The organism is Xylophilus sp. GW821-FHT01B05, from assembly GCA_038961845.1.
GTDB lineage: Bacteria > Pseudomonadota > Gammaproteobacteria > Burkholderiales > Burkholderiaceae_C > Xylophilus.
Map to the genome: position 1 here is coordinate 4,457,643 of CP152408.1, position 25,128 is coordinate 4,482,770.

At 63.0% G+C, this 25,128-nt stretch carries 30 protein-coding genes and 1 riboswitch; of the genes, 2 read left to right on the top strand and 28 right to left on the bottom strand.

The annotated features are described in order from the left end of the window. Nucleotides 1–9: 9 nt before the first annotated feature. The 11 genes from flgL to flgB are packed head-to-tail and all read right to left on the bottom strand — an operon-like array spanning nt 10 to nt 8,842. Nucleotides 10–921, bottom strand: coding sequence for a flagellar hook-associated protein FlgL (flgL, locus tag AAFF27_20775; GenBank protein XAH22425.1), 912 nt, complete (start codon nt 919–921; stop codon nt 10–12). A gap of 13 nt (nt 922–934) precedes the next feature. Continuing rightward, nucleotides 935–2,302 (bottom strand): flagellar hook-associated protein FlgK, encoded by a 1,368-nt coding sequence (flgK, locus tag AAFF27_20780; protein XAH22426.1) that lies wholly within the window; start codon nt 2,300–2,302, stop codon nt 935–937. Beyond that, entirely contained in the window at nt 2,299–2,727 is a 429-nt protein-coding gene (locus tag AAFF27_20785; protein ID XAH22427.1) for a rod-binding protein, read from the bottom strand. The genes flgK and AAFF27_20785 overlap by 4 nt, the downstream gene beginning before the upstream one ends. A gap of 15 nt (nt 2,728–2,742) precedes the next feature. Further along, nucleotides 2,743–3,873 carry a flagellar basal body P-ring protein FlgI gene (locus tag AAFF27_20790; protein ID XAH22428.1) on the bottom strand — a complete coding sequence of 377 codons (1,131 nt, stop codon included), beginning with the start codon at nt 3,871–3,873 and terminating at the stop codon, nt 2,743–2,745. Nucleotides 3,874–3,884: 11 nt separating this feature from the next. Continuing rightward, complete coding sequence (gene flgH / locus AAFF27_20795) at nt 3,885–4,559, bottom strand: flagellar basal body L-ring protein FlgH (GenBank protein XAH22429.1); 675 nt, start codon at nt 4,557–4,559, stop codon at nt 3,885–3,887. Then, nucleotides 4,559–5,347 carry a flagellar basal-body rod protein FlgG gene (flgG, locus tag AAFF27_20800; GenBank protein ID XAH22430.1) on the bottom strand — a complete coding sequence of 263 codons (789 nt, stop codon included), beginning with the start codon at nt 5,345–5,347 and terminating at the stop codon, nt 4,559–4,561. The genes flgH and flgG overlap by 1 nt, the downstream gene beginning before the upstream one ends. Before the next feature lie 52 nt (nt 5,348–5,399). Beyond that, nucleotides 5,400–6,140, bottom strand: a complete 741-nt coding sequence (gene flgF / locus AAFF27_20805) for a flagellar basal body rod protein FlgF (protein XAH22431.1) — start codon at nt 6,138–6,140, stop codon at nt 5,400–5,402. An 11-nt stretch (nt 6,141–6,151) separates the two neighbouring features. Next, on the bottom strand, nt 6,152–7,357 hold the full coding sequence (locus AAFF27_20810) for a flagellar hook-basal body complex protein (protein XAH22432.1): 1,206 nt from the start codon (nt 7,355–7,357) through the stop codon (nt 6,152–6,154). Nucleotides 7,358–7,387: 30 nt separating this feature from the next. Next, the gene (locus tag AAFF27_20815; GenBank protein ID XAH22433.1) at nt 7,388–8,044 is read right to left on the bottom strand and encodes a flagellar hook capping FlgD N-terminal domain-containing protein; all 657 of its coding nucleotides are present in this window, start codon (nt 8,042–8,044) and stop codon (nt 7,388–7,390) included. A 4-nt stretch (nt 8,045–8,048) separates the two neighbouring features. Continuing rightward, the gene (gene flgC, locus AAFF27_20820; protein XAH22434.1) at nt 8,049–8,474 is read right to left on the bottom strand and encodes a flagellar basal body rod protein FlgC; all 426 of its coding nucleotides are present in this window, start codon (nt 8,472–8,474) and stop codon (nt 8,049–8,051) included. A 2-nt stretch (nt 8,475–8,476) separates the two neighbouring features. Continuing rightward, nucleotides 8,477–8,842 carry a flagellar basal body rod protein FlgB gene (gene flgB, locus AAFF27_20825; GenBank protein ID XAH22435.1) on the bottom strand — a complete coding sequence of 122 codons (366 nt, stop codon included), beginning with the start codon at nt 8,840–8,842 and terminating at the stop codon, nt 8,477–8,479. Nucleotides 8,843–9,098: 256 nt separating this feature from the next. Here flgB and flgA point away from each other — a divergent pair, with 256 nt between their 5' ends. Further along, nucleotides 9,099–9,590 (top strand): flagellar basal body P-ring formation chaperone FlgA, encoded by a 492-nt coding sequence (flgA, locus tag AAFF27_20830; protein XAH22436.1) that lies wholly within the window; start codon nt 9,099–9,101, stop codon nt 9,588–9,590. Here the strand turns inward: flgA and flgJ are convergent. The 17 genes from flgJ to AAFF27_20915 all read right to left on the bottom strand — a co-directional run bounded on the left by flgJ (nt 9,587) and on the right by AAFF27_20915 (nt 23,385). After that, a complete protein-coding gene (gene flgJ / locus AAFF27_20835; GenBank protein ID XAH22437.1) occupies nt 9,587–10,327 on the bottom strand; it encodes a flagellar assembly peptidoglycan hydrolase FlgJ in 741 nt (246 codons plus the stop codon). The two genes, flgA and flgJ, sit on opposite strands and share 4 nt — an antisense overlap. Continuing rightward, the gene (gene flgN / locus AAFF27_20840) at nt 10,314–10,742 is read right to left on the bottom strand and encodes a flagellar export chaperone FlgN (protein ID XAH22438.1); all 429 of its coding nucleotides are present in this window, start codon (nt 10,740–10,742) and stop codon (nt 10,314–10,316) included. The genes flgJ and flgN overlap by 14 nt, the downstream gene beginning before the upstream one ends. Further along, nucleotides 10,739–11,023, bottom strand: a complete 285-nt coding sequence (flgM, locus tag AAFF27_20845; protein ID XAH22439.1) for a flagellar biosynthesis anti-sigma factor FlgM — start codon at nt 11,021–11,023, stop codon at nt 10,739–10,741. The genes flgN and flgM overlap by 4 nt, the downstream gene beginning before the upstream one ends. Nucleotides 11,024–11,097: 74 nt before the next feature. Then, the gene (locus AAFF27_20850; GenBank protein ID XAH22440.1) at nt 11,098–12,144 is read right to left on the bottom strand and encodes a flagellar motor protein MotB; all 1,047 of its coding nucleotides are present in this window, start codon (nt 12,142–12,144) and stop codon (nt 11,098–11,100) included. Further along, a complete protein-coding gene (gene motA / locus AAFF27_20855) occupies nt 12,092–13,021 on the bottom strand; it encodes a flagellar motor stator protein MotA (protein ID XAH22441.1) in 930 nt (309 codons plus the stop codon). Before motA ends, AAFF27_20850 begins: the two co-directional genes overlap by 53 nt. Nucleotides 13,022–13,045: 24 nt before the next feature. Further along, the gene (gene fliA, locus AAFF27_20860; protein ID XAH22442.1) at nt 13,046–13,759 is read right to left on the bottom strand and encodes an RNA polymerase sigma factor FliA; all 714 of its coding nucleotides are present in this window, start codon (nt 13,757–13,759) and stop codon (nt 13,046–13,048) included. A 7-nt stretch (nt 13,760–13,766) separates the two neighbouring features. After that, nucleotides 13,767–14,240 (bottom strand): flagellar basal body-associated FliL family protein, encoded by a 474-nt coding sequence (locus AAFF27_20865; protein XAH22443.1) that lies wholly within the window; start codon nt 14,238–14,240, stop codon nt 13,767–13,769. An 18-nt stretch (nt 14,241–14,258) separates the two neighbouring features. Then, complete coding sequence (locus tag AAFF27_20870) at nt 14,259–15,296, bottom strand: flagellar hook-length control protein FliK (protein ID XAH22444.1); 1,038 nt, start codon at nt 15,294–15,296, stop codon at nt 14,259–14,261. A 223-nt stretch (nt 15,297–15,519) separates the two neighbouring features. Continuing rightward, a complete protein-coding gene (locus AAFF27_20875; protein ID XAH22445.1) occupies nt 15,520–15,822 on the bottom strand; it encodes a hypothetical protein in 303 nt (100 codons plus the stop codon). 9 nt (nt 15,823–15,831) lie between these two features. Beyond that, the gene (gene fliS, locus AAFF27_20880) at nt 15,832–16,221 is read right to left on the bottom strand and encodes a flagellar export chaperone FliS (protein XAH26281.1); all 390 of its coding nucleotides are present in this window, start codon (nt 16,219–16,221) and stop codon (nt 15,832–15,834) included. A gap of 32 nt (nt 16,222–16,253) precedes the next feature. Then, nucleotides 16,254–17,621: a flagellar filament capping protein FliD gene (gene fliD / locus AAFF27_20885; GenBank protein ID XAH22446.1), complete on the bottom strand. Its 1,368-nt coding sequence runs from the start codon at nt 17,619–17,621 to the stop codon at nt 16,254–16,256. Between the two features lie 141 nt (nt 17,622–17,762). After that, entirely contained in the window at nt 17,763–18,197 is a 435-nt protein-coding gene (locus tag AAFF27_20890; protein ID XAH22447.1) for a flagellar FliJ family protein, read from the bottom strand. After that, the gene (gene fliI, locus AAFF27_20895; GenBank protein XAH22448.1) at nt 18,194–19,522 is read right to left on the bottom strand and encodes a flagellar protein export ATPase FliI; all 1,329 of its coding nucleotides are present in this window, start codon (nt 19,520–19,522) and stop codon (nt 18,194–18,196) included. The genes AAFF27_20890 and fliI overlap by 4 nt, the downstream gene beginning before the upstream one ends. Continuing rightward, nucleotides 19,519–20,298: a flagellar assembly protein FliH gene (gene fliH, locus AAFF27_20900; GenBank protein XAH22449.1), complete on the bottom strand. Its 780-nt coding sequence runs from the start codon at nt 20,296–20,298 to the stop codon at nt 19,519–19,521. The genes fliI and fliH overlap by 4 nt, the downstream gene beginning before the upstream one ends. 8 nt (nt 20,299–20,306) lie before the next feature. Continuing rightward, a complete protein-coding gene (locus tag AAFF27_20905; GenBank protein XAH22450.1) occupies nt 20,307–21,338 on the bottom strand; it encodes a flagellar motor switch protein FliG in 1,032 nt (343 codons plus the stop codon). Next, nucleotides 21,331–22,998, bottom strand: coding sequence for a flagellar basal-body MS-ring/collar protein FliF (gene fliF, locus AAFF27_20910; GenBank protein XAH22451.1), 1,668 nt, complete (start codon nt 22,996–22,998; stop codon nt 21,331–21,333). The genes AAFF27_20905 and fliF overlap by 8 nt, the downstream gene beginning before the upstream one ends. A gap of 30 nt (nt 22,999–23,028) precedes the next feature. Then, nucleotides 23,029–23,385, bottom strand: coding sequence for a flagellar hook-basal body complex protein FliE (locus AAFF27_20915; GenBank protein XAH22452.1), 357 nt, complete (start codon nt 23,383–23,385; stop codon nt 23,029–23,031). Between the two features lie 412 nt (nt 23,386–23,797). After that, a riboswitch (cyclic di-GMP riboswitch) is annotated at nt 23,798–23,883 on the bottom strand. A 316-nt stretch (nt 23,884–24,199) separates the two neighbouring features. On the opposite strand from AAFF27_20915, the gene AAFF27_20920 reads away from it, so the two are divergent. Continuing rightward, nucleotides 24,200–25,123 (top strand): FliM/FliN family flagellar motor C-terminal domain-containing protein, encoded by a 924-nt coding sequence (locus AAFF27_20920; protein XAH22453.1) that lies wholly within the window; start codon nt 24,200–24,202, stop codon nt 25,121–25,123. The last annotated feature ends 5 nt before the right edge of the window (nt 25,124–25,128 follow it).

A 25,128-nucleotide genomic window follows, 5' to 3' on the forward strand; every position in this document is an offset into this window, starting at 1 on the left:
CATGTGCAATCAGATCACGTTGAACAAGGACAGGTTGCTGACCTTGGCATAGGCCTTTTGTGTAGCCTCAACCGCAATGGAGTAACCGTTGAGCCTGACAGCCGCATCTCCGTAGTCGAGCTGGCCAATCGTGATCGCTGCGTTCTTGTTGGACAGGCTCACATCAGCATGTGTGTCGTCCAGAGTCTGCAGGATATTGTGCTGGCCGCCGATCCGGGCGATCTGCGTGTTCACGCTGTTCAGGGCGACATCCATGCCATCCAGGGCTGCCACCAGCTCCGCCCGGACAGCCGGATCGTTCACGTTCACCGTCGAGCTGCTCAGCGTGGCACTCACACGATCCAGCAGGTTGAGCAGGTCCTGCGCCTCGGGAAGGCTGACATTGGCCGCCTGCGTCACGCCATTGCCCACCACCACCGATTGCACGCCCAGGTTGCCGGTGAAGGTGTAGCGCGAACCCAGCGGCTGCGCTGCGTCATAGCTGATGGTGGCAGTGTTGAGCGCTGTGCCCGAGAACACATAGCGCCCCTCCTGGTCACGACTGTTGGCCGTATAGAAGATGCTCTCACGCAGGGAGTCGACCGAGCTCGCCATGGCCTGCAGATCCTGCGGCACATTTGCTCCGTCGGAGGCCCACACCAACAGGTCTCGCACCTGCATGACATCGCTCACAACCCCATCGAGCCTGGCCTCGTTCTGTTCCAGGCGCGATGACAGGGTTTCGATGTTCTTGCGGTACTGGTCGAGCGCTGCCTCTTCACGCTCCAGGCGCATCAGCCGCACCTGCGCAATGGGGTCATCAGAAGGCTTCAACAGGCGCTGGCCGGACGCCATCTGCTGCAGCACCGACCCGACCCGCTGGTTGGCCAGTTGCAGAGCAGCATTCATGGTGGTGTGGTACTGGGTACTCGCAATTCGCATGGTGATGACTCCTTTAGTCAAGCATGGCCAGCGTGCTGTCGAGCAACTGGTTGGCGACGGAAATCACCTTCATGTTGGCCTCGTACATGCGCAGGTACTGCATCAGGTTGATGGCCTCTTCATCTTCGCTGACGCCGCTGGTGGATTTCCAACTCTCCTCGGCCTGATTGCGCACCGTGGTCGAGGTGGAAAGCGCCACCTGGTTCTTCTGGCTGTCCATCGCCAGGCGACCGACCAATTGGGCGTGCGCATCGCTCAGCAGAACACTGCCAACCGAAGTCAGCGTTACGGGCTGCTCTTTCAGCGCAACCAAGGCCAGCAGGTTGCTGCTGTCCCCCGGCAGGGTGGCACTACCGGAGAACGCCAGGTCCTGCGCCAGCACGCCGCTGCGAACTTGCATGATGCCGCTGGTGGGTGCCGTATCGAATAGCGGCGATCCGGCCGAACCGTCCAGCGCGAAACCTGAGGCCAACTGGGTATTTACGCGGGTGGTGACCTGCTGCGCCATTTCCCGAATGGACTGCATGAGCGGCAGCAGCTCCTGGTTCTCGAAATCAGCCACCCCCCCCAGACTGCCCCCCAGGTTAGTGGCGGGCAAGGTGAAGGACTCCTTCACAAAACCCAGCTTGAGCGTCTGCGAGCCATCGGCATTACCTTGAAGGGAGAAGCTGCCGGCTAACGAACCGATCACCAACGGCTGCCCGCTGCGCAGCGACACACTGCGCGAGCCATCTGCCTGATCAACGACCTGAATGCCGATCAGGCCCGCCAGCTCGTCGATCTTGCGGTCACGCTCATCAATCAGGCCCGAGGGGTTGGCCCCCGTGCCATGCGCCCCTGCGATCTGCTCATTCAGGGCGGCGATGCTCGTGGTCAACGAATTGGCCTGAGCGACCATGGCCTCGCGTTGGCCAAAAACCGATGCGCGCTGGTTAACCAGTAGTTGGTTGAGACTGTTGAAACGCTGGGCTAATGCATCGGCAGCGGTGATCACCTGTTGACGAAGGGGGCTGGACGTGGGCTCCACCGTCGCTGCATTCAACGCAGCAAAGAAGGCATCCAGGCCGCTGTCGATGTTGGATGCGTCATTACCCATGACCGACTCCAACTGAGTCAGGTAGGGCTGCGCTGCGGAATACTGGCCGAGGCTCGACGCTGCCGCCCACATCTGCTGGCTTTTGTAACCATCGGCGAAGCGCAGCAAGGCCGACACATTCACGCCATTGCCCGGCGAGTTGGTGCTTCCCAGCCGCGATACCGCCGACAACAGAATGCCCTGGCGGGTGTAGCCGGGCGTCATGAGATTGGCCACGTTCTGGCTCGATACGCTCAGCGCAGCTTGGGCGGCCTGTGCGCCAGACAGGGCGATATTGGTGATCATGGGAGGGCTCCGCGCGCTGAAGGATCGAGAGGATCGACCGGGTCTTGCTTGGGATAGGCGACCGCAGTAGCGGCAGGCTTAAACGCTCCTGACAAAGGCGCCGAAGCAGCGGGCCCTGCCGTGCCCGGCAGCAATTGCCGCAGGATCACATCGGCAATCCCGAACGCGTGCGGACTCGCCATGGAATCGGCCACCAGGGTGTCAGCCATGTCCAGCATGTCGTCGTTGACGCGGTTCTGAAACATGCCGTCCTCGCCCGCAAGCTCTCGCGTGCTGCGCCGCATCTGGCGCAGTACCTCGGCAATGAAGAAGCCCTCGAACTTGCGTGCGGCCTCTTCGATCCTGGCCCGCTGCACGGGTTCCAGATCGGTAGAAGTCGTGCCACCTGAGTCGGTACTAGCAGCAGCATCGATGGATAGGGACATGGCAAAGCCTCCGCGTCAGATCACGATCAGTTCGCCATCGATGGCACCGGCCTGGTCCAGCGCCTGCAGGATGGCCATGATGTCATCAGGCGAAGCCCCGATGCTGTTGATGCTGTCGACGATGGTCTGCAGGCTGGCGCCAGCGCGCAGATTGAACATGCGCCCAGACCCCTGGTCGACGCTCACCTGCGATTGGGGCACCACTTGCGTCTGGCCACGACCAAAGGCCGCGGGCTGGCTGACGGCAGGCTGCTCCGATATGACCACCTTCAGGTTGCCATGCGACACCGCGGCGGGCTTCACACGCACGCCTTCCGCGATGACCACGGTCCCGGTACGTGAGTTGATGATGACCTTGGGCACCTCCAGACCAACATCCACGCTCAATGCCTGCAAGGCGGCCACAAAGCTCACGCGCTGGGTTGGGTTGGTCGGTGCGATGACCTCGACGCTCGTCGCGTCATGCGCCGTGGCGATCTCGCCATAGCGGCGGTTTATGGCGGTCACGATGTTGGTCGCCGTTTGGAAGTGCGGGCGCCGCAGGCTCAGGCGCACCGTTGCTCCGGCGTCGAAGTCGCTCTCGATCTCGCGCTCTATGCTGGCCCCGTTCGGTATGCGCCCAGCTGTCGGCGTATTCACAGTGACGCTGGAGCCGCTGCTGCCCTGGGCGGCCAGGCCACTGACCACCAGGCTTCCCTGCGCCAGCGCATACACCTCACCATCTGCCGCCCGTAGGGGCGCCAGCAGCAGCACGCCGCCACGCAGGCTCTTGGCGTCCCCCATGGACGACACTGTGACGTCTATGGTCTGGCCCTTGCGGTAACCCGGAGGGAAGGTGGCGCTGACCATCACGGTTGCAACGTTCTTGAGCTTGGGGTCAGTTCGCTCGGGCAGCTTCACACCAAACTGCTTAAGCATGTTGATGACCGACTGACCCGCGAACTTCACTTGCGTGCCATCGCCACTGCCGCGTAGGCCGACGACCACGCCGTAGCCAATTAGTTGGTTCTCTCGCACACCTTCCACATGGGTCAGATTGCGTAGCGCCTGCTCGGCTGCCCACACGGGGATGGGCAGGCAGCAGACCAGCCCGGCACAAAGGGCCAGTCGGCGAAGCAACAGGCGAAGGGGAGGCGATGTACTCATGGCATGCGGCCTCAGAAAGGCGCCAGGGGGCTGACAAAGAAGCGAGTAAGCCAGCCGGCAGAGTTGGCGTCCGCCAACGTGCCGCGTCCGGAGTAGGCGATGTTGGCATTGGCAATGCGCTGCGAGGACACCCGGTTGTCGGTATCGATGTCACCGGGCCGGACATAGCCATTCAGGCGGATAAATTCTTCGCCCTGATTCAGGTAGAGGCTCTTCTCCCCCTGGATCAGCAACAGGCCATTGGGCAGCACGTTGTGCACGATCACCGTGATGGCGCCTTGCAGCGTGTTCTGTTGCGTGCTTGAGGAACTGCCGTTGAAGTCATTCTGGGACTCCAGGCCAATGTCGGTCTTGAGCGACTTTCCTGCGATTACCGCGGGGGCGAACGACAGGCTGCTGCCCTTGCCAAACTTGGTGCCCGCCTGCTTGCTGGCCTGGGTGGTTTCCTGCAGCACCACGGTCAACACGTCTCCCGGCCTGAAGGCACGACTGTCGGAAGTTAGTTGCCAAGGCACCTCGGAGCCGAACACTCCCCCAGCCCGTCCCTTTCGGGCCACTGCCGGATCGGGCAATGGGAAAGGCTCCACATTGCGCGCCACAGGCGGCTCCGGCGGCGCCATGTTGGCACAACCCACCAACATGGTAGCCACCCAGCAGGCGCCAGCCAGCACAGCCGCGCGCAACATCAGCGTGCCGCCTGTGCAAGGTACTGCATCATGTTGTCCGCTGCGGACAACACCTTGGTGTTCATCTCGTAGGTCCGCTGGGCCGCGATCATGTCCACCATCTCCTCGACCACCTGCACGTTGGAGCCTTCCAGCGTCCCTTGCTTGAGCTTGCCCAGCGCGTTCTCGCCCGGAATACCCTCGGCCGGGGCGCCGCTGGCCGCGGTTTCCTGGTACAGGTTGCCCCCCAGCGCCAGCAAGCCGGACGGATTGAGGAAATTCACCAGATTGATCTGCCCCAGTTCGTTCGGCGCCGTGGCTCCGGACACCGTGGCCGACACCATGCCGTTCTCGCCGATCGTTACCGCCGTGGCATTGGCCGGCACGGTGATCTCCGGCAACAAGGGCAGGCCCTGCGCCGTGACCAGACGGCCCTCGGCGTTGACCTGCAATTGGCCGGCGCGGGTGTAGGCGATGTCGCCGTTGGGCTGCTCGACCTGCAGAAATCCCAGCCCGACAATGGCCACATCCAGCGACTGCCCGGTGGTCTGCAGCGGCCCGGAGGTGAAAGTCTTCTGCGTGCCCAGCAAGTGCGTGCCAGTCCCCAGTTGCACGCCCGAGGGCGTAATGGTGTTGTTGTCGCGCTGCGTGCCGGGCGGCCTCTCTACCTGGTAGAACAGGTCTTCAAACACCACGCGGTCGCGCTTGAAGCCGGTGGTGTTGACGTTGGCGAGGTTGTTGGCAATGGCCTGGAGCTTGGCATCCTGGGCCTGCACGCCGGTCTTGCTGATCCACATGGCGGGGTTCATGCTGTTCTCCTGAAATGGTTGCGTGTTAGCGGGGTCGGACGCATGCGCTGCGTCATTCGCGAATCAAACGATTGCCGGCATCAGCCATGGAGTCAGTGGCGCGGTAGAGCTTCATCTGGATCTCAAAGTCGCGGCTGATGCCCATCACCGCAACCATCTCTTCGACGGCCGAGACATTGCTGCCCTCCAGGAAACCGCCGCGCACCGTGACCGTCTCATCGGCCGGCAACACATCGCCCGAGCGTGCAACGATCAGGCCGGCGAAGTTCTTGGTGACGGCGGCTGCCTCGGGTTTGACCAGCTTGAGCCGGTCCACGGGTTGCAGGTCTTGCTGGCCCGGTGCCTGCACCAGCACCGTTCCGTCGTTGGCAATCGCGACGCGCTGGTATGCAGGCAGCACGATGGGGCCGCCGTCGCCAAGCACGGCACGGCCGTTGACCGACAGCGCGCCTTCGGCACTGATGTCGAGGTGGCCGGCGCGGGTATAGGCCTCACCCGCCTGCCCGTCTTCCCCAGGTGACTCGACGGTGAAATAGCCCCGCCCAGAGATGGCGACATCCAGGTCTCGGCCGGTTTCACGTACGGCGCCTTCTCGAGCTGCCACCGCGTTGGCCTGTAGCTGACTCAGGTGGCGTGCGTCGTAGCCGTAACCTGGGACTTGCTGGCCGGTGGCCAGTTCCAGGTCGGCGCGAAAGCCGCCCGTCTCCAGATTGGCCAGATTGTTGGCATGCACCTGCTGAGCGCGCAAGGCACGCTCAGCCCCACTCATGGTGGTGTAGATCAAGGCATCCATGGCAGCGGACCTCAGACTGCCTGCATCAGGGACTGCATCATCGCGCTGTGGGTTGATATAACCTTGGTATTGGCCTGGTAGTTGCGCTGTGCCGTCATAAGCATGACGAGTTGGGTCGACATATCGACATTGGATTGTTCCAATGCGCCAGCGGTGAGCTTGCCGGTGATGCCAGTCCCAGGCGTCGAATACAGCGGCTCGCCGGTCTCCGACGAGGTCGCCCAGGCCGTGCCGCTGATGGGTACCAACGCGTCCTCATTGGGGAAGGTGGCTAGGGCTAGCGTGCCGGCACGCTGCTTCATGCCGTTGCTGTACACACCAAGCACCGAGCCATCGGAGTCGATCTGCACACCGGTGAGCACGCCAGAGGCATAGCCGGTCGCCGCATTGGTCAACTCAGTGGTCGCGCCACCGAACTGCGTGCTGCCGGTGTAGTCGATATTGATCGCCAGCGCTGCGGCACCGGCCGGTGCGGCAATGGCCAGGTTGACCCCACCCGTCGGAGCCGTGAGCTGCCCTTCCGTGTTGAAGGTCAGGTTGGCCGTGTTGGCTTGCATCGTGCCGTCGAAGCCGTAGCGCACCGTGATGGCCCCCGGTCCGGTTTTCACGAAGTACTGGGTCACCGTGTGCTTGGAACCCAGTGAGTCGTACACGACCGAAGTCGAGGCACTGTTGTAGCTCAGCGGGTTGGCCTGGTCGAAGGCCGCGGTCGGCACGGTCCAGTCAGAAGACAGGTTGCCCACGTAACGCAAGCTGTCAGTGGCCTGCGCCGCAATCTGGCCGTCACGCAGTTTCAAGTTATCCATGGCGCCCAGCGCAGCCCCCTCCAATGGCCGACCCGCAGCATCGTAGAGCTGCCCATAGCCCTGCACATTGCGACCGGCGCTGTCCACGACATAGCCGTTCTTGTCTATGGAGAAGATACCGACACGGGTATAGGCCATCTGCCCCGCGCTATCGCGGGTGACGAAGAAACCGCGGCCCTCGATCATGGCGTCCATGCCGCGCCCCGTGGTCTGGGCGCCGCCGCCGATGCCAATGCTCTGCGTGATCGACGCCACCTCCGCGCCGGCAGGCTGGCTACCGGCATACATCGATGCGAAGTTGGCGCGACTCGACTTGAAGCCGTAGGTGCCGGTATTGGCGATGTTGTTACTGATGGTCTCCAACTGATTGTTGATGGCGGAGATGCCGGACAGTGCGATATCGAAACTCATGATGAAGTCCTTTCAACGGATCGGATGGTGTTAGCTACTGCGGCCCAGGAAACCAGTGATGTCGGCGGTGGTCACCGTGCCGGCCGAGGTGACATCCACTACCGGCGAGCCATCGGCGGCAAACCGCAGGCCGGTAATCTTCCCAGTCACTTCGGCGCTGAGAGTGGTTCCCTCCGCCGTCTCCAACCCCAGGCCGTACTCGCCTGCGGGCAGCCCAAGAGTCACCGGATCGATATCGAACGTAAGCTTTCCTGCGGCGCGCGGGCCGAGCGAAGTGCGGTGTACCTGTCCGTCGGAGCCGGTCAGCACCAGCGTCAGGTCCGAGGTGTTGGTGTCCAGGGTCGCGCTGGCCTGCACGACCTGGTCCGACAGCTTTACGCTACTGCTCTTTACCGTCACGGTAGACCCAACCTGGTTCCCCATGGCCAGTACCTGCAGACTGAACAGCATGCTGCTGGTGGCACTGTTCTGGCTGACCAGTTGCTGCAGGGCCTCTGTCTGGCTGAGCTGGTTGAGCTGAGTCACGAACTCGCTCGGGTCCGTCGGCTCCAGCGGGTTCTGGTTCTTGATCTGGGCCACCAGCAGCTTGAGGAACATGTCCGACATGCCGGCCGAACTGTTCGCCGAGACTGCAGTGGCTGTGGCATTGCTGCTAGCCAGCGATGCAGTGGATGAAGTGGTTTCCATGGACTTAGCCCTCTCCCAGACGCAACAGTGATTGCTGCATTGACTTGAGGCGCCCCAGCACCTCGACATTGGTTTCGAAAGCCCGTGACGCGGCCATCATGTCGGTCATCTCCGCCACGGAATTCACATTTGGATAGAACACCTCACCAGCCTCGTTGGCCAGCGGGTTGTCCGGCTCGTAGGCACGACGCAGGGGCTCGGTGCTTTCCACGACGTCCAGCACCTGGACCCTGGCGCCAGGCAGTTGACCGCTTCCCATGCCATCGGCACTGAACACCGACGCAAACACCGGCTTGCGCGCACGGTAGGTGGACGCCTCGCTGTCGGACGCAGACTGCGCATTGGCCAGATTGCTGGCCACCGTGTTCAAGCGCACGGTCTGGGCCGCCATGGCCGAGCCTGCGATCTGGGCAATATTGCGGAACGACATGCTTATTGCCCCGCAATCGCTTTGGCCAGGCCCTTGAGCTTCATGTTCATGAAGGTCAGGCTGGTCTGAAAATCCGAAGCATTCTGCGAAAACGCCGCCTGCTCCACCCCCAACTCAACGGTATTTCCGTCCTGGCTCGGGTGGTAGGGCACGCGATACTGCAGGTCACCAGAGCCAGTCTCGAACCCCTGCCCGCCCGTGTCATCCGCCAACACGCTTTGCAAGGTTGCAGCGAAATCGATATCGCGTGCCTGGTAGCCCGGCGTGCTTTCGTTGGCAATATTGGAGGCTAGGACCTTGGTGCGTTCCGCCCGCAATCTGAGGGTATCCTGATGAACCCCCAGAGCTTTGTGGAAGTCGATGCTCATGCGCTTTCCTTTCATCAGATTGATGCACAGGTTGAAATCCGTCCTCCTACTAGCCCTGCTGCCACTGACCGTGGCAGCGACACCTTTTCCAGCCTCCCGGCTAGACACGGGTGTGGCCAAGGCCTTGCAGCAATATCTGGTGCAACAGGCGCAGGCCAGTGACCTGCACAACGCAAGGTTTGAGCTCAGTCTGCTGGGCGGTGATACGCCCCCCTCGACGTCCTGCCGAACACCCCCGACCATCGAGGCGCTGGACATGCGATACACCAGCCGCATGCGCTTCCGGGCCACATGCGCGGATGCAGGCATCGCCTGGCAATACGAGTTCCTGGTGCGGGCCGCACTCTCGGCAGAGGTGGTGGTCGCTGCGAGCTCAATCCCGGCCAAACGCCCCATTGGCGCATCCGATGTGCAATTGGAGCTGCGGCCACTGGACAAGCTGTCAAGCGCCACGTCCAAACTGGAGGCCGTGATCGGACAGTCCAGCCGCCGCCCATTGCGCGCCGGCCAGGTGGTCCTGACGCCCTTTCTGGAAGCCGCAGTGCTGGTGCGCCGTGGCCAGACGGTACGCATCTCGATGCGTCGCGGTCTGGTCCAGGTAGACAGTCTTGGAGAGGCGCTGGATGCCGGCAGCCTGGGCGACATGGTGCGGGTGCGCAATGCCAGCAGCGGCAAGACCATACAGGCCCGCGTGGCAGGCAACGCGGCTGTTGAGCCCATGGAAATGTCCATGCCGTCCACGCCTTAGTCCCCCGCCCGCGTACGCAGTTGCCGGGCAACCCGCGCAAGCTTCGCTGCGTAATCAGGATCCGTGGCGTAGCCGCCCTGCGCCAGACCCTTGGCAAAGGCTTGGGCATCGTCGCCGGCCTGCAATGCTGCACGATAGGCGGGCTTGCTGGACAGCAGGCGGGCATAGTCCCTGAAGGCACTGGCCTCGTCCGGGTAGCTGCGAAAGCCCTCCGTCTTTTTGACCGACGCCCCTTGTTCGAACTCGGTGGTCAATACCTCGGCGACTCCCCCTTGCCAACCAGCCCCAGCTTTGATGCCAAAGAGATTGTGGCTGTCAGTGCCGTCGGCATGGCGCAGCGGGCGCCGCCCCCAACCAGATTCAAGCGCGGCATGCGCACTCACGAGATCGGCCGAAACTCCCAAGCTCTGCGCGGCTTCGTGTGCCCAAGGGGCGATACGAGCGAGGAAGTCGCCCTGCGAGTCCACGACACTACCGATCTCCTCCGACGCAGGGCGAGCCGACAGCGCCGACAGCTGCTCACGCGCTCGCAGGCTACGGGCCTGCACATCCAGAGTGAACGCGGACAGTGCTTGCCCCTCATCCTGTCCGCTTGTGATGTAGCCTGCAATCTGTGTTTTCAGCTCTGAATAGAGCGCACCAAAGCCCTGACTCCCCCCTCCCTTGAGTGGCAGCGCAATGCGCTGCGTCTCCTCGGCAATCAGCGAGGCAGTCGCGGTGGCATCAGCCCGGAGCATAAGTCGCCTCCTCCTGGTTCAACACGCGCCGCATGACTTCGTTCTGCTCGACCATGAGGCGGCAGTTGCGCATGTTCTGGGCCTTGCATTCGTGCACCAACTGTTCGAGCGTGCTCCACCAGGACGACAACGCATCGCGTGCAGTCGGTGGCAGCAGCCCGAGCAGCGTAGGCATGCCAACTGCCGCGCCGCCTGGCGCCCATTCACGCGCCAGAGCCACGCGTTCTTCGCGCCGCGCTTCCAGCTCTGCGGTCAGCTCGACGATGCTCCCGGCCAAATCCTCCAGGGCAGCCGTCTCATGGCGCAGAGCTGCGTCAAACTGAGCGACCAGCAGGCTACGCAGTGCCCGATAGCCGTCCACATCCGCGCGCACCCCTTGCATAAAGCGGGCAAGCTTCTGTTGGCTGACACTCACCTGCCACTCCCGTGGTAGCGCTGCACCAAGGAAGCCAGTCGCCCGGCATCAAAAGGCAGATCGCCACGCATCAAGGCATCACGGATCTCCGCAACGCGGGCCTGATTCACCGCAGGCAAGGCATCCATTGCCGCCAATGCGGGCTTCAGCACGGCTGACTGGCTATCAGGGCTTTCCACAGCCGTGGCGGGGCTAGCCGCAGCAGCCGCGGCAGAGGTGCCGACGTCTGCCACCGGGGCAATGGAAGGGGAATCCAGGCTGGGGGTTGTGGAGATTCGCATTCTTGAGCCTCGTGTTCTGGTTTGCATGGCGTCAATCCGATGTGGGCCATCGCATGGTGTTGAATGGAACGGCATCAGTTCGCATTCGGGCTGCTCCGGTCCTGGGCCTGCAACTGCAGGCGCAACTGATCCAACTCTTCGCGGCCTGGCAGGCCCACGCGAACACCTGGTGCTAGCAGCTGCATGCCGTCGGGCGTGCCAAACATCGCGGCGACCAGGCGCGACTGGGCGGGAGTAAGGATGAGCAGCTCAATGCGGCGATTCGCCGACGCCATGTTGTCACCCTCGTCCAGCGGTGCACGATCGGCCATCCCCACCACCTGCAGAACGCTGCGCGCGGGCATGCCGCCCTCTGTGAGCTGAGTCCGCGCCGCCATGGCGCGATTGAGTGACAGCGTCCAATTGGAGAACCCTGCCAGCTCGCCTCCGGCATACTGCCGCGCGTCGGTATGGCCTACCACCAGCATCTGGTTTTCAATCTGCGCAAACAGCGGCCCCATCTGGCGCAGCAATTGGCGAAAGCGCTCACTCGGGATGCTGCTGCCGAGCTGGAACATGCCCTGCCGATCAGTGTCGTGCAGCATCACGCGCAATCCGTAGGGCGTCACGACGGTCTGCACATGGCCCGACAGGCCCGCCTGGTCGCCCATGCTTTCCAGCAGGCGCGCCAGCTCCTGCAGATCGGCGCGGCTCTCCAGGCGCGTTTTGATCGGGCGGCTAGCGGGGTCCATGCCTTCCACGGCCGGCTCGTCCTGGCCCTGCGCCCTCAGCGGTGATGGGGCATTGCTGCTGCCCGGCTGAGGCTGGCGCTCGATCAGGCTGCCGCGTGGTCCGCTCACCGTCTCGGCCATACGCCCCTGCCCCTGATCGATCCGACTGCCGCCATAGCTGCGCAACACCTCTTGCAAGCTCTCGGACTGGCGCGCCGCCATGAGCCACAACACAAGAAACAGGCACATAAGTGCAAGGCAAAAATCGGCAAACGCGACCTTCCACGCGCCTCCATGCGCCTCCTCTTCGTGGCGCCCGCCGCCGCGCTTGACGACCGTGGTGTCGTGCTGCCGCGCATCAAGCTTGCTGGACACGCCGGTCTCCTGCACGTCGGGCAGCGGGCGCAGCAACATCGGCTTCTTCGTCGCCTGCGCGCAGTTTGTCGATCCAGCCTTCCAGCTTAGCGAAGCTGGGCTTGGTATTGAGCTGCACCAGCCGGCGCCCGGCATCTATGGCTAGCAGCGGCGGCTTGCCCGATACATGCGTGACCAGCACCACCTTGACCGACTCCAGCGTGCTCATCTCTTCGGTCACCACCTGCTTCATCTTGTTGCTCAGGGGGTCCAGCAGGCCGTAGCAGAAGAACACGCCCAGAAAGGTACCGACCATGGCCGCGGCCACGTGCTCGGCGATCTCGCCGGAGCTCGCGCCCTCGGCCACCGAATGCATGGTCATCACGATGCCCAGCACCGCGGCCATGATGCCGAAGCCGGGCATGGCTTCGGCAATCCGCTGCAGCGATTTCGATGGCTGGACCATCTCGTCGTGAATCGCCTCCAGTTCCTGCTCCAGCACCCCTTCAAGCTCGTGGGCATTGATCTTTCCCATGGCCATGAGGCGAAAGTTGTCCACGATGAAGGCCAGCAGCTTGGGTTCCGCGAGGATGAGGGGATAGCGCTTGAACAGATCGCTCTCCTGAGGCGCCTCCACATGGGCGTCCAGGGCCTTGAGGCCACCTGCGGCCGTTTGCAGCAGCTCATACATGAGCAGCAGCAACTGACGCTGAAACTCGGACTCCAGCTTGCGACCGACGATGACCTTGCGCACCTGCAGCTTCATCTCGCTCAGCACATGCCGTGGGTTGCCGACTACCAGCGCGCCCACTGCGGTGCCGACGATGATGACCATCTCCACTGGTTGCCAGATCACGGCAAACGAGCCCCCGCTGAACAGGAAGCCGCCGAACACGCACCCCAGAACGATCAGGAGGCCGATGATGGATTGCATGGTGGTTTTCCGTGAAAAGGGGGCTCAGGAGGGCTGGAGAAGCTCGCGCATCTTGCGCAAGGCTCCCTTGTTGAGCTGGCAAATACGCGCCTCGGTCAGATCGAGCACGGCTGCGATCTCCTTGAAGCTCAGGTCGAATTCGTAGTACAGCTGGATCACACGCTGCTCGCGCTCGTCCAACGCATGCAGAGCCTGCTCGATGCTGCGCCGGGCAATCATCTGGGCCTCGGGAGACTGCATCTCGGAAGGTTGATTGCTGAGCTCATAGATCAGCTCGTCAAAGCTTGCAAGCTGCTCGGCGTTCTCCGCAAGCTGGTATTCCTGGTACGCCTCGGGGGTGATCCCCAGTGCTCGCACGGTCTCCGCTTCGGAGGGTTCGCGCCCGAGCTTGCGCGTGAGCTGGCGCACGGCATCACGCATGCGATGGCTCTCCTGGCGCACCGCTCGCGGCCGCCAATCCTGCCGGCGCAGCTCGTCTAGGATGGCCCCGCGTATGCGTACCGCCGCGTAGGCACCAAAGCGCTCATCCGGTACGCCGTAGCGCCGCAAGGCCTCCAGCAGCCCCATCAAACCGATCTGCTGCATGTCGTCGCGATCCACCACGCCTCCCACCTGCGCATGCAGCTGGTGCACGGTCCGCTTGACCAGGGGAACATATGCCAGCAAATGGCGCTGCTCCTCGGCCCGGTCACAGGCCACGGCGGCGACACTCTGCATTTCGGCATAGGCGGTCTGCATCGTCGAATCACTCGATGATGAGCTTGCCAATCATCACATCGATGAACGGCTGCGGACTATCGTCATGCGCATAGCTCTCTGCGTACGCGCGGCTGATATCGGTGGTTAGCTCCTCCACCGTTGCCAGGGAAGCCTTGTCCATCGTGTATGAGGACAGGAAACGCACGGCAATGCTGCGCAACAGAGGCAACTGCTCGCGCACCAGCTTCTCGGTCTTGGCTTCCGTCTTGAACACCAGATCGATGGACATGTAACGCGAGACTGGCTCGCCCTCACGGCTGCGCAGCATGACGATGACCTTGTCGAGGCTCACGTACTTCGCATCGCGGATCACTGCCTTCTCTGGCTTCTTCTCCAGCTGCATCTGCGTCGTGGCGACGTTGGGGCGCAGCAGCCACCAAGCTCCTGCAGCGCCCGCCGCGACCATGAGCAGGCCTGCGAGAAGCGCAGCAAGCAGGGGGAGGATTTTTCTCTTGATCATGCAGTGTCAGAGCCAACGTCAGGCCAATGTGAAGAGTGAGTGCTCATGGCCAGCCTCAGCCTCGGCCAGAGCTCGGCCGGGCGCAGGATCGGGGGCATCCTGGTCCTGACCATTGCGCTGCCGCCCAGCGGATTCGCGTTCGCTGCCATGAGAAACAAGCACCGACACATCGCTGAACTGACGTTGCCCGAGTTCCTGCCGCAGGCCATCACTCATTTGCTGGAGCTGTCGGACTACTTCGCTGTGCGAGGCATGGAGCTGGACCTGAAGCACGCCCGCTTCGTGTCGGATGACGATCTCCAAGCGCCCCATCATGGGAGGATCCAATCGAATCACCGCCCGCTCGCTGCCTTGTGCAATCTGTACCTTGATCCGTTCACCCAGGGCCTGCATCAAAGCCGGCTGCCGGGCGGCAAGCTCTGCCGGAGCCGCCTCCTTGGCGCGGAGGCCAGCCTCTGGCGCCAGCGGAGAGGCCGAAGCCTGCAACTCCACAGATACCGTCACCGCCGAGCGGCTACCGTCCGCCATCGACGCCGAGGTGCGGGTCTCCCGGGAGGGCTGCTCGCGCAAGGACGGCAGCGTGCCCGTCTGGGACAAGGTTTCGACCTGGCGCTCCTTTCCACGGCGCGGGCTCTGGGCTTCCTGCAGCGGCGAAGCTTGTGCGAATGTCACGTCCGCAGACGGTGTTGACGATGACTCCGCGAAGAGCCCTGGCATCCTCTGCGTAGGCTCAGCCGGGAGCATTGCAACCGACGCTGCCCCCTGCGAGACGAGCAATGGCGTGATGGCCGATTGCGCACCATTGCCCCCACGGGCAATCCCGCCCGCCCATGCCGGTTCAGGCGACACAGCGGCCACCTGCCCCGCTTCGCGCCACCACACCGACTGCATCGCGGCGAAGGCCTCCATCGCAGGCGCCGCCTGCATGCCTTGGAGCTCAGCGCCGCTCGCGTCCGAAGCATCCTCGTGGACACTCCCTTCCCCCTCTGTCATCGACACCTCAGTCAATGACAGCACATCCTGTGGATTCCCCTGCGCCGCACGCATGGCGTCCATGAAGAGCGGAGCCGATCCATCCCCCCGTAGCGTCGTGCCAGAAGCTATCGGGAATACCTCATCCTCGACAGGCATTGCCGATGTAGCAGTCGGAGCGGCCTGCGGAGCCATGGAAAAAGCTGTCATTTCGACCTTTCACAGGGCGCGAAGCCGCAGTCACCAAACACGTAAATCCGCCCAAGAGGATAGAAAAACCGGCGGTGCAAGGCCTGGGAGATGTTGCTCATGCCGACTCCCCTCTCCAACCGCTGCTCTCCAGGGCATAGGCCAGCCAGCCGTCGCGGTGCTCGCACAGATCCCGCAACTGGCCGCTGACCTTGGCAACCTCATCCCGGCAACGCTGCAACGCATGATCGTGCACGCGCCACAGGCTGGCGGCAGTCGCGCGCTCGCCCGCAGACCACGGGCCATGCGACAACAGCGCCTCGATCTCAACATCCACAACACGCAGACCCGCCCAATCGCCGGCCGCGACACAGCGCGACAGGCGCAGGGCCAGATCTCGCAATTGGGTCGTCCGATCCATGCTGCTCATCTATCCCAGGCGGGCGTGCATGCCCTGCCAACCCTGACGCAGAGTCGTGACCAAGCGTATGACTTCGTCCACCCGGCCAGGATCGAGCTTGAACCCCGCCTGATAGAGACGCTCGGCGCAGTAGTCGTACAGTTGCCCTAGGCTGGAAACCACCGCTTCACCCGAGTCGGTGTCCAGCGCACTGGACAAGCCATTGAGAATGTCGATGCAACGGTCAAGGCTGCGCGCCTTGAGCTCATAGCGTCGGGCCTCGATATGAGCCTTGGCGCGCACCAGCTCCTCCAGCAGGCCATCCGTCAGGAGCAGCACAAGCTGGACGGACGAGGCCTGGGAAGCCTGGGCACTGAGGTTGACAGCGTGGTAGCTGCCGTAGGCGTCGTGATGGGCGATCATGGTGCTTCTGGGAAAAGAATGGACGGACTTCAACCGCTGGTAAGTGACGCGGACAGAGTGGATGAGGTCTGCTCCATTTGCGCCATCAGCGTCTGCAGTTGGCTGAACTGCTTCAGATAGCGCATGTACATCAGGTCGTACTGCTCGTTGAGCCGCGTCTGCCGAGAGGTCAGCGCCTTCTGCTGGGTCTGTACGGTTTGCTGCCTGCGCGCGATTTGCCCGGTACTGCTGTCAAGCCAAGCATCCATGTACTTGTCCAGGGTACCCAGCAGCCCGCTGCTGTTGGCCACGCTGGCGCTGCCGAAGACCTTGTCCAGCGCGTCAGGGTCGGTCATCAGCCGCTTCTCGAGCTTTTCCTTATCGAACGAGAGATTGCCGCTGCGGTCGGCACTGACGCCCAATCCAAACAGGCTGGCGCCGCCAAAATCCTGCCGCACCATCTGGTTAAGCCGACTGCGCAGGGCACGCACGCTGGCATCGGAAGCGAAGGCGGCCGAACTGGTGCCCGCATCCACGTCACCGACCTTGGTCAAGTCGTCCAGGACCTTCTTCAGCGCGTTGTAGGCGTCTACAAATGCCTGCACATTGCTAGCCGTGCCGTCCTTGTCGGCCGAAACGGTAAGAGTTACCGGCGCATCGCCCGAGGCCTGCGCCTGGGTGAATGTCATGCTGACGCCCGGCACCGAAGAGAAGGTGTTGGATGCCTGCTGCATCAGCGTGCCGGTGCCTTGCGCGCCAAACCAGACACGGGCGTCACGGGCCTGGACCAGCGTGCTGGGGGTCGCGCTCAAGGCATCCTTGAGCGCGCTGTCGGGAAGCCCACTGGCATCAAGGGTGATGGCGCTGTTGGCGCCGGTCTCTCCCGCAGTCAGGACCAGCTTGGTCTGGCCGCCGGCATTGACCACCGTGGCAGACACCTTGCCCTGGTTGCCGTTGGCCTGGTTGATGGCGCGCGCGATTTCCGCCTGTGAAATCGTGCCGTTATTGTCGGAGTCCGCCGCATTGAGGTCTACCGTGAAGCTGGAGCCATCGGCTAGCTGCACCACTAGTGGCCCGCCCAACGCCACCGGTACGGCCGGCAGATCATCGAACGCGACCTGATTTGCTGCGGCAATCTGCTCAACGAAGAAGGCGTAGCTCCCAGGCTGAGCACTGGAGGTGGCCGTTGCCGTCCCTATGGATGAACCGGTGAAGCTCGCCGTATTCTGGGCAAGCCCCTTCTTCCCCGACAAACTTGCCACGGCATTGTCGAATGCGCGCAATGCGGACTGCAGCTTAGTCAGGGCTGTCGATGTCGCCTGTGCCGCCTGGGTTTTCTTGGTAAGCAGTGACTGTGCGGGCTGCACATAGGCGCTGGCCATCTGCGTGGCCTGCGTGACGGGATCGATATCAGCCATGATGAACTCCTTGGTGACGCGAAATGGGGCTTGCATAGGCGAAGGCGACCAGAATCGCCTCCGACTGAAATACAGCCCCGTCCCGCGCCTCCTGGACCTTCCCGATCGCATTCACACCGTTCCCCGATAGGGCGCCGCAGCTCATGTACGCCCCCTCCACCACATCTGGGACGCCAGCTCGTCATCTCGCTTTTGCTGCTGCACAGTCTGGGCGCGTGCGGCGTCCTGATGGCGCTGCTCCAGCACTTGGCCCAACACCTTCTTGTGCCGAGCGGCCACGATCAGCGCCTGCTGAGCAACAGCCATGTCCGCCTCGTGCAAGTCCAGGTCCTGCCGGTGAGCGTTCACTATCTGGAGCATGGCCTGCTTGTAGTCGGCGCAGTTGCCCGACTGGGCTAGCGGCAGGCTGCCGCTGGCGCCGCTGTCGCGCGCCAGGTGCTCCATGCGCTCTATGTTGCTGCGATAGCGCACGCGTATGGCCTGCTTTCCGGCCATATCGGCCGTCAGGCGATCAAGCTCGCGCCCACGCAGATCGACCAGCCGCCCGAGGCTGCGCAGCTTGTCCTGCTCGGTCATGCTGGCACTCCTTCTGCTGCAATCAATGCTTGGAGCTGCGCCACTGTGGCTTCCAGCGGTGCCGCCTCGCGCACGCCCTGGTGCAAGAAGGCCTCGATCCGAGGGTATAGCTTGACCGCACGATCCGTGGCCGGATCAGTCCCCGGCACATAGGCGCCCAACGGCAGCAGATCGCGCACCTGGGCATAACGCGCGGCCAGCGCCCTCAATTCCCTGGCGGCACGCTGGTGCGCCAGGTCAACCACCTGGGCCATGCAGCGACTCACCGAGGCGGCAATGTCAATGGCAGGATAGTGCCCACGCTCGGCCAGCGCCCGTGACATCACGATATGGCCATCCAGGATGGCTCGCGCCGTGTCCACCACCGGGTCCTGCTGGTCGTCGCCCTCTGCCAGCACCGTATAGATGGCGCTCATGCTGCCCTGGGGGTTCTCGCCGTTGCCCGCACCTTCCACCAACTGCGGCAGCAGGCTGAACACAGACGGCGGGTAGCCGCGCGTCGCAGGCGGCTCGCCCAATGCCAGGGCCACCTCCCGGCGGGCCATGGCATAGCGCGTGAGCGAATCCACCAGCAGCAGCACATGCTGCCCCTGGTCACGGTAATGCGCAGCGATGGCATGGCACAACTCGGTGGCGCGCAGGCGCATGAGCGGCGATTCATCGGCAGGGGCAATCACCACAACAGCCCGACGCAGGCCCTCAGCCCCCAACGACATGTCGATAAACTCTCGCACCTCACGGCTGCGCTCGCCAATCAGGCCAACCACCACCACATCAGCTACGGTCTGGCGCGTGATCAGCCCCAGCAGCACGCTTTTCCCTACCCCACTGCCGGCCATCAGCCCGACACGCTGACCGCGGCCCAGGGTCAGCAAGCCATTGATGGCGCGTACGCCGACGTCCAGCGGGTCGCCTACCGGCTGCTTGCGCAAAGGGTCCACACGCGGTGGATGAACGTCCAGCACATGCTCGCCCGTCAGGCGGCCCAGGCCATCGACTGGCTCACCCAACCCATTCACCACTCGCCCCAGCCAGGCGGGACCGATACGCAGGTCGCCACGCGCATGCAGGGGCAGCACCCGGGCACCGGTGGACAAGCCATCAGGCTTCTTGAGCGGCATGAGGAAGGAGACTTCTTCACGAAAGCCCACAACCTGCGCGTCGATCCAGGCGCCGGACGCCGTCTCTATGCTGCAGCGCTGGCCGGTGTGGAGCGGGCAGCCAACGCTTTCCAGCAACAGGCCCGATGCCCCCACCAGACGCCCGGTCGGTGTGGCCACCGGTACTGCGGTGACTTCCAGCTTGCGGATGGCTGACCCAATCACGGTGAGTTCTCCACGAACTCAGTAGCGCCAGCACTGGCCACCGTTCGGCGTGCACGCGGCTTCTTCGCGGCCACGGCCCTGGGAGGCATTACGGCTGACACGTCCTGCACGTCGAGTGCATCAACGGCCTTGTGCCCAGGCTCCAGCAATTGGGCACTGATCTGCCCCATGCAGGCCGCCAATCGCTGACTGCAGCCAGCGTCGGCCTCCTGGTGCCCGGCCTTGATCCGGCATTCGCCCGACTCCAGACGCGGATCATCTATCAGCGTCCAATCCTGGAGGCGATCGGGCGCAAGCTCCCGTATGCGCTGCAGGTCCCCCGGATTCAGAAAGACCTCGACGCCTTTCGGGGCTGGCGGCATCGTGGCCAACGTCTCATCCACGAGCGCCAACATCTGCACCGGCTGCAGGGCCAACTCGCAGCGTATGACCTGGCGTGCCACCTTGGCCACGAGGTCGATGACCTCCTTGCGCACTACGGTCTGGTATTCATCCTGCTGTGCCCGCAAGCCTGCCAGCACGGCGTCTATGGGCGCAGACAGGCGATCAAAGGCGGCGCGTGCCTCGACGTAGCCTTGCTGCACTCCTTGCCTCAAGCCTTCCCGATGACCCTCCGCATGACCGACTTCGCGCGCGACCTGCAGGCCGCTGGCATGGCCTTCCTGATAACCACGCTCCATACCTTTCTGGAAGCCCTCGACTTGCGACGTGCCCACGCCGCCCGGCTGAATCGTCTGGGACACCTGCTCCAGCGGTGGAAAGCGATGGGATCGCATAGGCAGCCTCATTCGACGACGGCCTCGGCAAACAGCTGGACTTCGATCTCACCGGCATCCACCAGGGCCTTGACCTCGGCCATGATCTCTTCGCGCGCCTGCTCGATCCGGCTACGTGGCATCGGACCGGTACGGCGCAGGGAGTCTTCGAAAGCCTGCGCCTGACGGCGCGGCATCGCCTGCAGCACGGCATTGCGCACCGGTGGCTCAGCCCCCTTGAGCGCAATCGCCCACTGCTCCATTGGTACCTGCTCAAGAAGGCGCGTGATGACAGCTTCGGACTGGCGCGACAGGATGAAGAAGTCGTACATGCTGACTTCGATCTCGGACACCACCTTGGGATCGCGCGCACGCAACTGCTCCATCATCTGCTGGCGGTTGGCCGGCAAGCGGTTGAGGATCTCTGCGACCTGACGTACCCCTTCGACGCTGGTGCCCTGCAGCCCCAAGGTCTCCAGACAGCGCTCCACCAGTTCATCAAGTTCCAGCAGCAGCTCGTGGTCCACCTCCTTCAACTGGGCCACGTGGTACACCAGCAAATCGCGCCCCTCGGTGGGCAATGCATCCAGCAGAGCACTCGCCATGACCGGCGGCAGAAAAGCCATGAACACCGCCTGCATGCGCACATGTTCGTGGGCAATGCGCTCGGCCAACCACTTGGGCGATGCCCATTGAAGCCGAGCCATCTTGGGCCGGATCGCATCGCCATAGATGCTATTGAGCACGCGGTCGGCGATGTCGTTGCCAAGCGCCAAGTCCAGCGATTTCTTCAAGTAGGAACGAGACGCGCCATGCACGCCGCTCTGTTCGCGATAGTCATCGAAGAACTTCTGCAGTGCGGTCTTGACCGTCTCGACCTTGATGCCGCTCATGCGCGACATGACCTGGGTCACCTGCAACAGTTCTTCGCGTGACAGGCAGCGCAGCACTGCGGCCGCAGGCTCCTCACCCATGCTCAACAGCACGATGGCCGCCTGCTCCAGCGAGGTCAATGCGCCGCCGTCGGACATGGCGATGTCGGAAGCGTTATCTTCAGGCATTTTTTTGCACCCACTGTTTGACCACCTCGGCCACGCGCTCGGACTCCTTGATGGACAGCACGCGCAAGTGCTCCACCATCACGTCAACCGGTGAGCCCGGTGGCGGCAAGTCATAGTTTTCGAGCAAGGGCACCACAGGCATTCCTGCTTGCCCACCAGCCGCGCCTCCCTGCAGGGCCAGGGCCGCCGCTGCCGACGGGGGCGCGCCTAATGCGGGCGTTGCATCCGACAGAGGCGGCACCAAGGACGCCTGCTGCGGAGCCCAGCGCTGCTGAGCCAGCCGCAGCAGTGGGCGCACCACCAGCAAGAAGACCAGCAGTAACGTGGCCGGATAGGCCAGCCATGAGGCAGCATCGGCTAGGTTGTCACGCTTCTGCCACCAGGGGAGTGACTCCACCATGGGAACAGAGGGGAAGGTCAGCGCAGATACCACCAGGCTGTCGCCGCGTGCCGCTGTGATGCCAACGCCGCCACGCAGCAGGCTTTCGATGTTGGCGATCTGCTCGGTACTCCATGCGCCATCAGCAGGTGCCGCCGCGTTGTTGAGCACCACAGCCACGCTGAGTTTGCTTAGCCGTCCGCGGCTGCGCTTGGTCTGCGTGACGGTGCGGTCGTAGGCGTACTGACGCGTGTTCGCGGTCTTTTGCGCCGTATTGGCCTCTGGCGGCGTTGCCCCGGCACCTGGCGGATTCGCCACCGGCACATTGACCGGCCGATTGCTCAGCGAGCCTGGCACGCCCAAGGCAATCTGGTCACGCGCCATCTCCTCGCGTGTCGCCTCATTGGTCACCCGAGGTGCATCGCCATACTGCTCCCGCGTTTCCTGGATGCGGTCGTTGTCCACATTGGCGGTGACACTGACCTTGTAGTTACCCTCACCCAGCACCGGCGACAGCAGGTCGCGCACACTCTGACGCGCCTGCTCCTCGTAGCGGCGACCGGCTTCGGCTCCCTGACCTGCCTCAAAGCCATCGCTCAGATCGACCCGGGCGGACAACAAGTGGCCGGCTTGGTCCACAACGCTAACGCGCTGCGGATCCATGCTGGCCACGCTGCCTGCCACCATGTTGATAACGGCGGCGATCTGTTCCGCTTCCAAAGTGCGGCCCGGCTTGAGCGCAATCACCACAGACGCAGAGCTCTTCTCTCCGTCGGTAGTTACAAAAGACGAGGAGCGTGCGATAGATAGATGTACCCGCGCCGTCTCCACGGCATTGAGCGCCATGATGCTCTGCGCCAATTCGCCCTCGAGGCCTCGGCGAAAGCGTACGTCCTGCACGAACTGGCTCACGCCCAGCGGATCGTTACGGTCCATGAGCTCCAGGCCCGCCGGTGGCCGGGCGATCACGCCTTTCGATGCCAGCAACATGCGGGTCTTGCCCAATGCCGACTCAGGCACCAGCACCTGGCCACTGTCAGGGTGCAGTCGATATGGAATTCCCTCGGCATCCAGTACCGCCATCATGTCGGCCGCGACGACCTTCTCTCGAGCGCCGAAGAGAGGCTTATAGGCCGCTTGATCACGCCAAAGATAGGCCAGGGCCAGCGCGGTCAACGCAACGGCCAGCACCAATACCGGAGCCAGATCCTTGAGCCCGCCCGCCGGCAGGCGGGGCATGGCCGCAGCAGGGCGCAGGCGCGCCAGAACGGAATTGAGCACTCCCATCTTCAGCCTTGCGTGCGCGAGGCGCTAGACCTGCAACTTGATGAGTTCATCCATCGCACCCACCACCTTGTTGCGGACCTGCATCAGCATAGAAAAGGACAGACTGGCCTCCTGACTGGCCAGCATGGCACCCACCAGGTCATCACTGCGCCCGCCATCCACATCCGCAATGCGGTCGCTTGCCATGCGCTCTTTGGCATCCACCCCTCGGACAGCCGCCTGCATGCTGGCCAGGAACCCGCCCTCGACACCGCGCGGCCATTGCCCATCCATGGCCGGCAACACGGGTGCGGCATACATGGCAGTAATGGATGAGGCACTGGCCTCCATGCGCATGACTGACGCATTTATGGACGCTGCCATTGAGTTTTCGTTTTCCATTTTCCCCCTGAGGCCAGGTTATGGACGACAGCGCATCTACACGAACCACAGCGCGCGGGCACGCCATATTCAATACGCAATGAAATCACGCGCAGAAACGCAATCGCCGATTATAAAAATCAGCAACTCAATATGAAATGGGATTTGATTTGTCTCTAGACGATAGTCATCCTGCACTTCAGAAGCACAACCGCGACTCATCGCCATCAAAAACCAGCACACCCGCACGCAAAGCACGGATTAGAAAATCACTAACAAGGAGACATAAGAAGGACCTTACAGACAAGCAACGACCGGCACACAGAGGCCAACCGCGCTTAGACAGGGTCGCTTTCGCCACACGAGCGAAATGAGAACGAACGAGCAGCCACCGATCCGCGTCGGCGCTACACCAGCCTTGAAAAGGCGCCCATCCTGCAGCCCCGCTATCGTAGTCAGATGACTTTAGACCGGAGGCTTTGCGACCCCGGCTTTCGCGCGGGTGTGCCCTTGTTTACTCGAAGATACACCGTGTATCTTTGTGCGTCAACAGCTCTCTTGCAAAATTTTTAAAAAGATCGCCCCACCCTCATTCACACACCTGAAACAGGAATGTGCACACTGAGCCCAGACTTATTTCCGCCAGAAACATCCGTATGGGGATTGGGAAAACCCGCCGCAGAAGCAATACCGAGCAATCCATTTAAATGCTGCTGCATAATTAAGCTCTCATTATGGTGAGGGTCCCTCGCTACTTCAGGAAAACTGCCACAGCCCCCGGGGATCGACACCCGGCCAGGGCACTGACCACACACCTTCACGAACGAAAATTCGCATGGCGAACCTTCTCCGCCCCGTCCACCAGAACCGCAATCGCTCCAGCAGACTGGCCAGCAGCATGCCGAGCGTGCTTGACACCCGCACCCTGGGCCGGCCGGTTCACCTATTGCCGGGCTTCGCCAGCAAATTGGGCGACGACCTCGCGGGTTTGTTCCTGGCACAGCTGAACCGCCGCTACCGGGCTTCGTTCTCGGTCGGCGAGGTCACCATCCGCCACACCGACCATGCAGGGCGCCCCCCCCTTCCCACACGATGGCAGGTTTACGCCTCCGACATCGGCCGCATGGGCGTGGCACTCGACCACAACATCGTGAGGACGGTATTCAGCTATCGCTACGGGCTACACCACGAGATCGCCGCAAGCAGCGGCGACAAGAACCCTGTCCAGGCGTCCTCCTACTCCCAGACCGAGGAGCGCCTCGCAGCAAGCCTGGGGCTGCTGTTGGCACGTGTGCTTGCGGACTGCATCGATGGCGCCGACGGCAGCGTCGCCGGCGCATCGCCGATCTCCAGTGGCGTCAGTCTGCTGCCGGCATCGACACCAGGAGCCGGTGAGTGGAACTTCCACGCCACCGTGCGCGAGGCCATTCACGGGGTAGAGGGGCCACTGTGGCTCTCGGTCGACGATGCCTGGATGGCCCGGCTGCTACAGAAGCTCGCCCCCAAACGACGTGCGCGCCCCACGCACGCCAACGCCAAGCAGGCGCCGCTGGCGCATGTGCTGCAACTCACGCTGCTGGCGCAGTTGCTGAAGAAGGAAATGCCACTGGGCAACCTGCTTGACCTGCAAGTGGGTGATGTGATTCCCGTAAGGCTGGGACCGACCGACGTCCTGGTCGATGAATCCCGGCTCTTCACCGCCGTGGTCGCCGAGCACAAGGGCAAGCTGTGCCTGACCTCTTTCGAAGATGCAGAGTGAATACG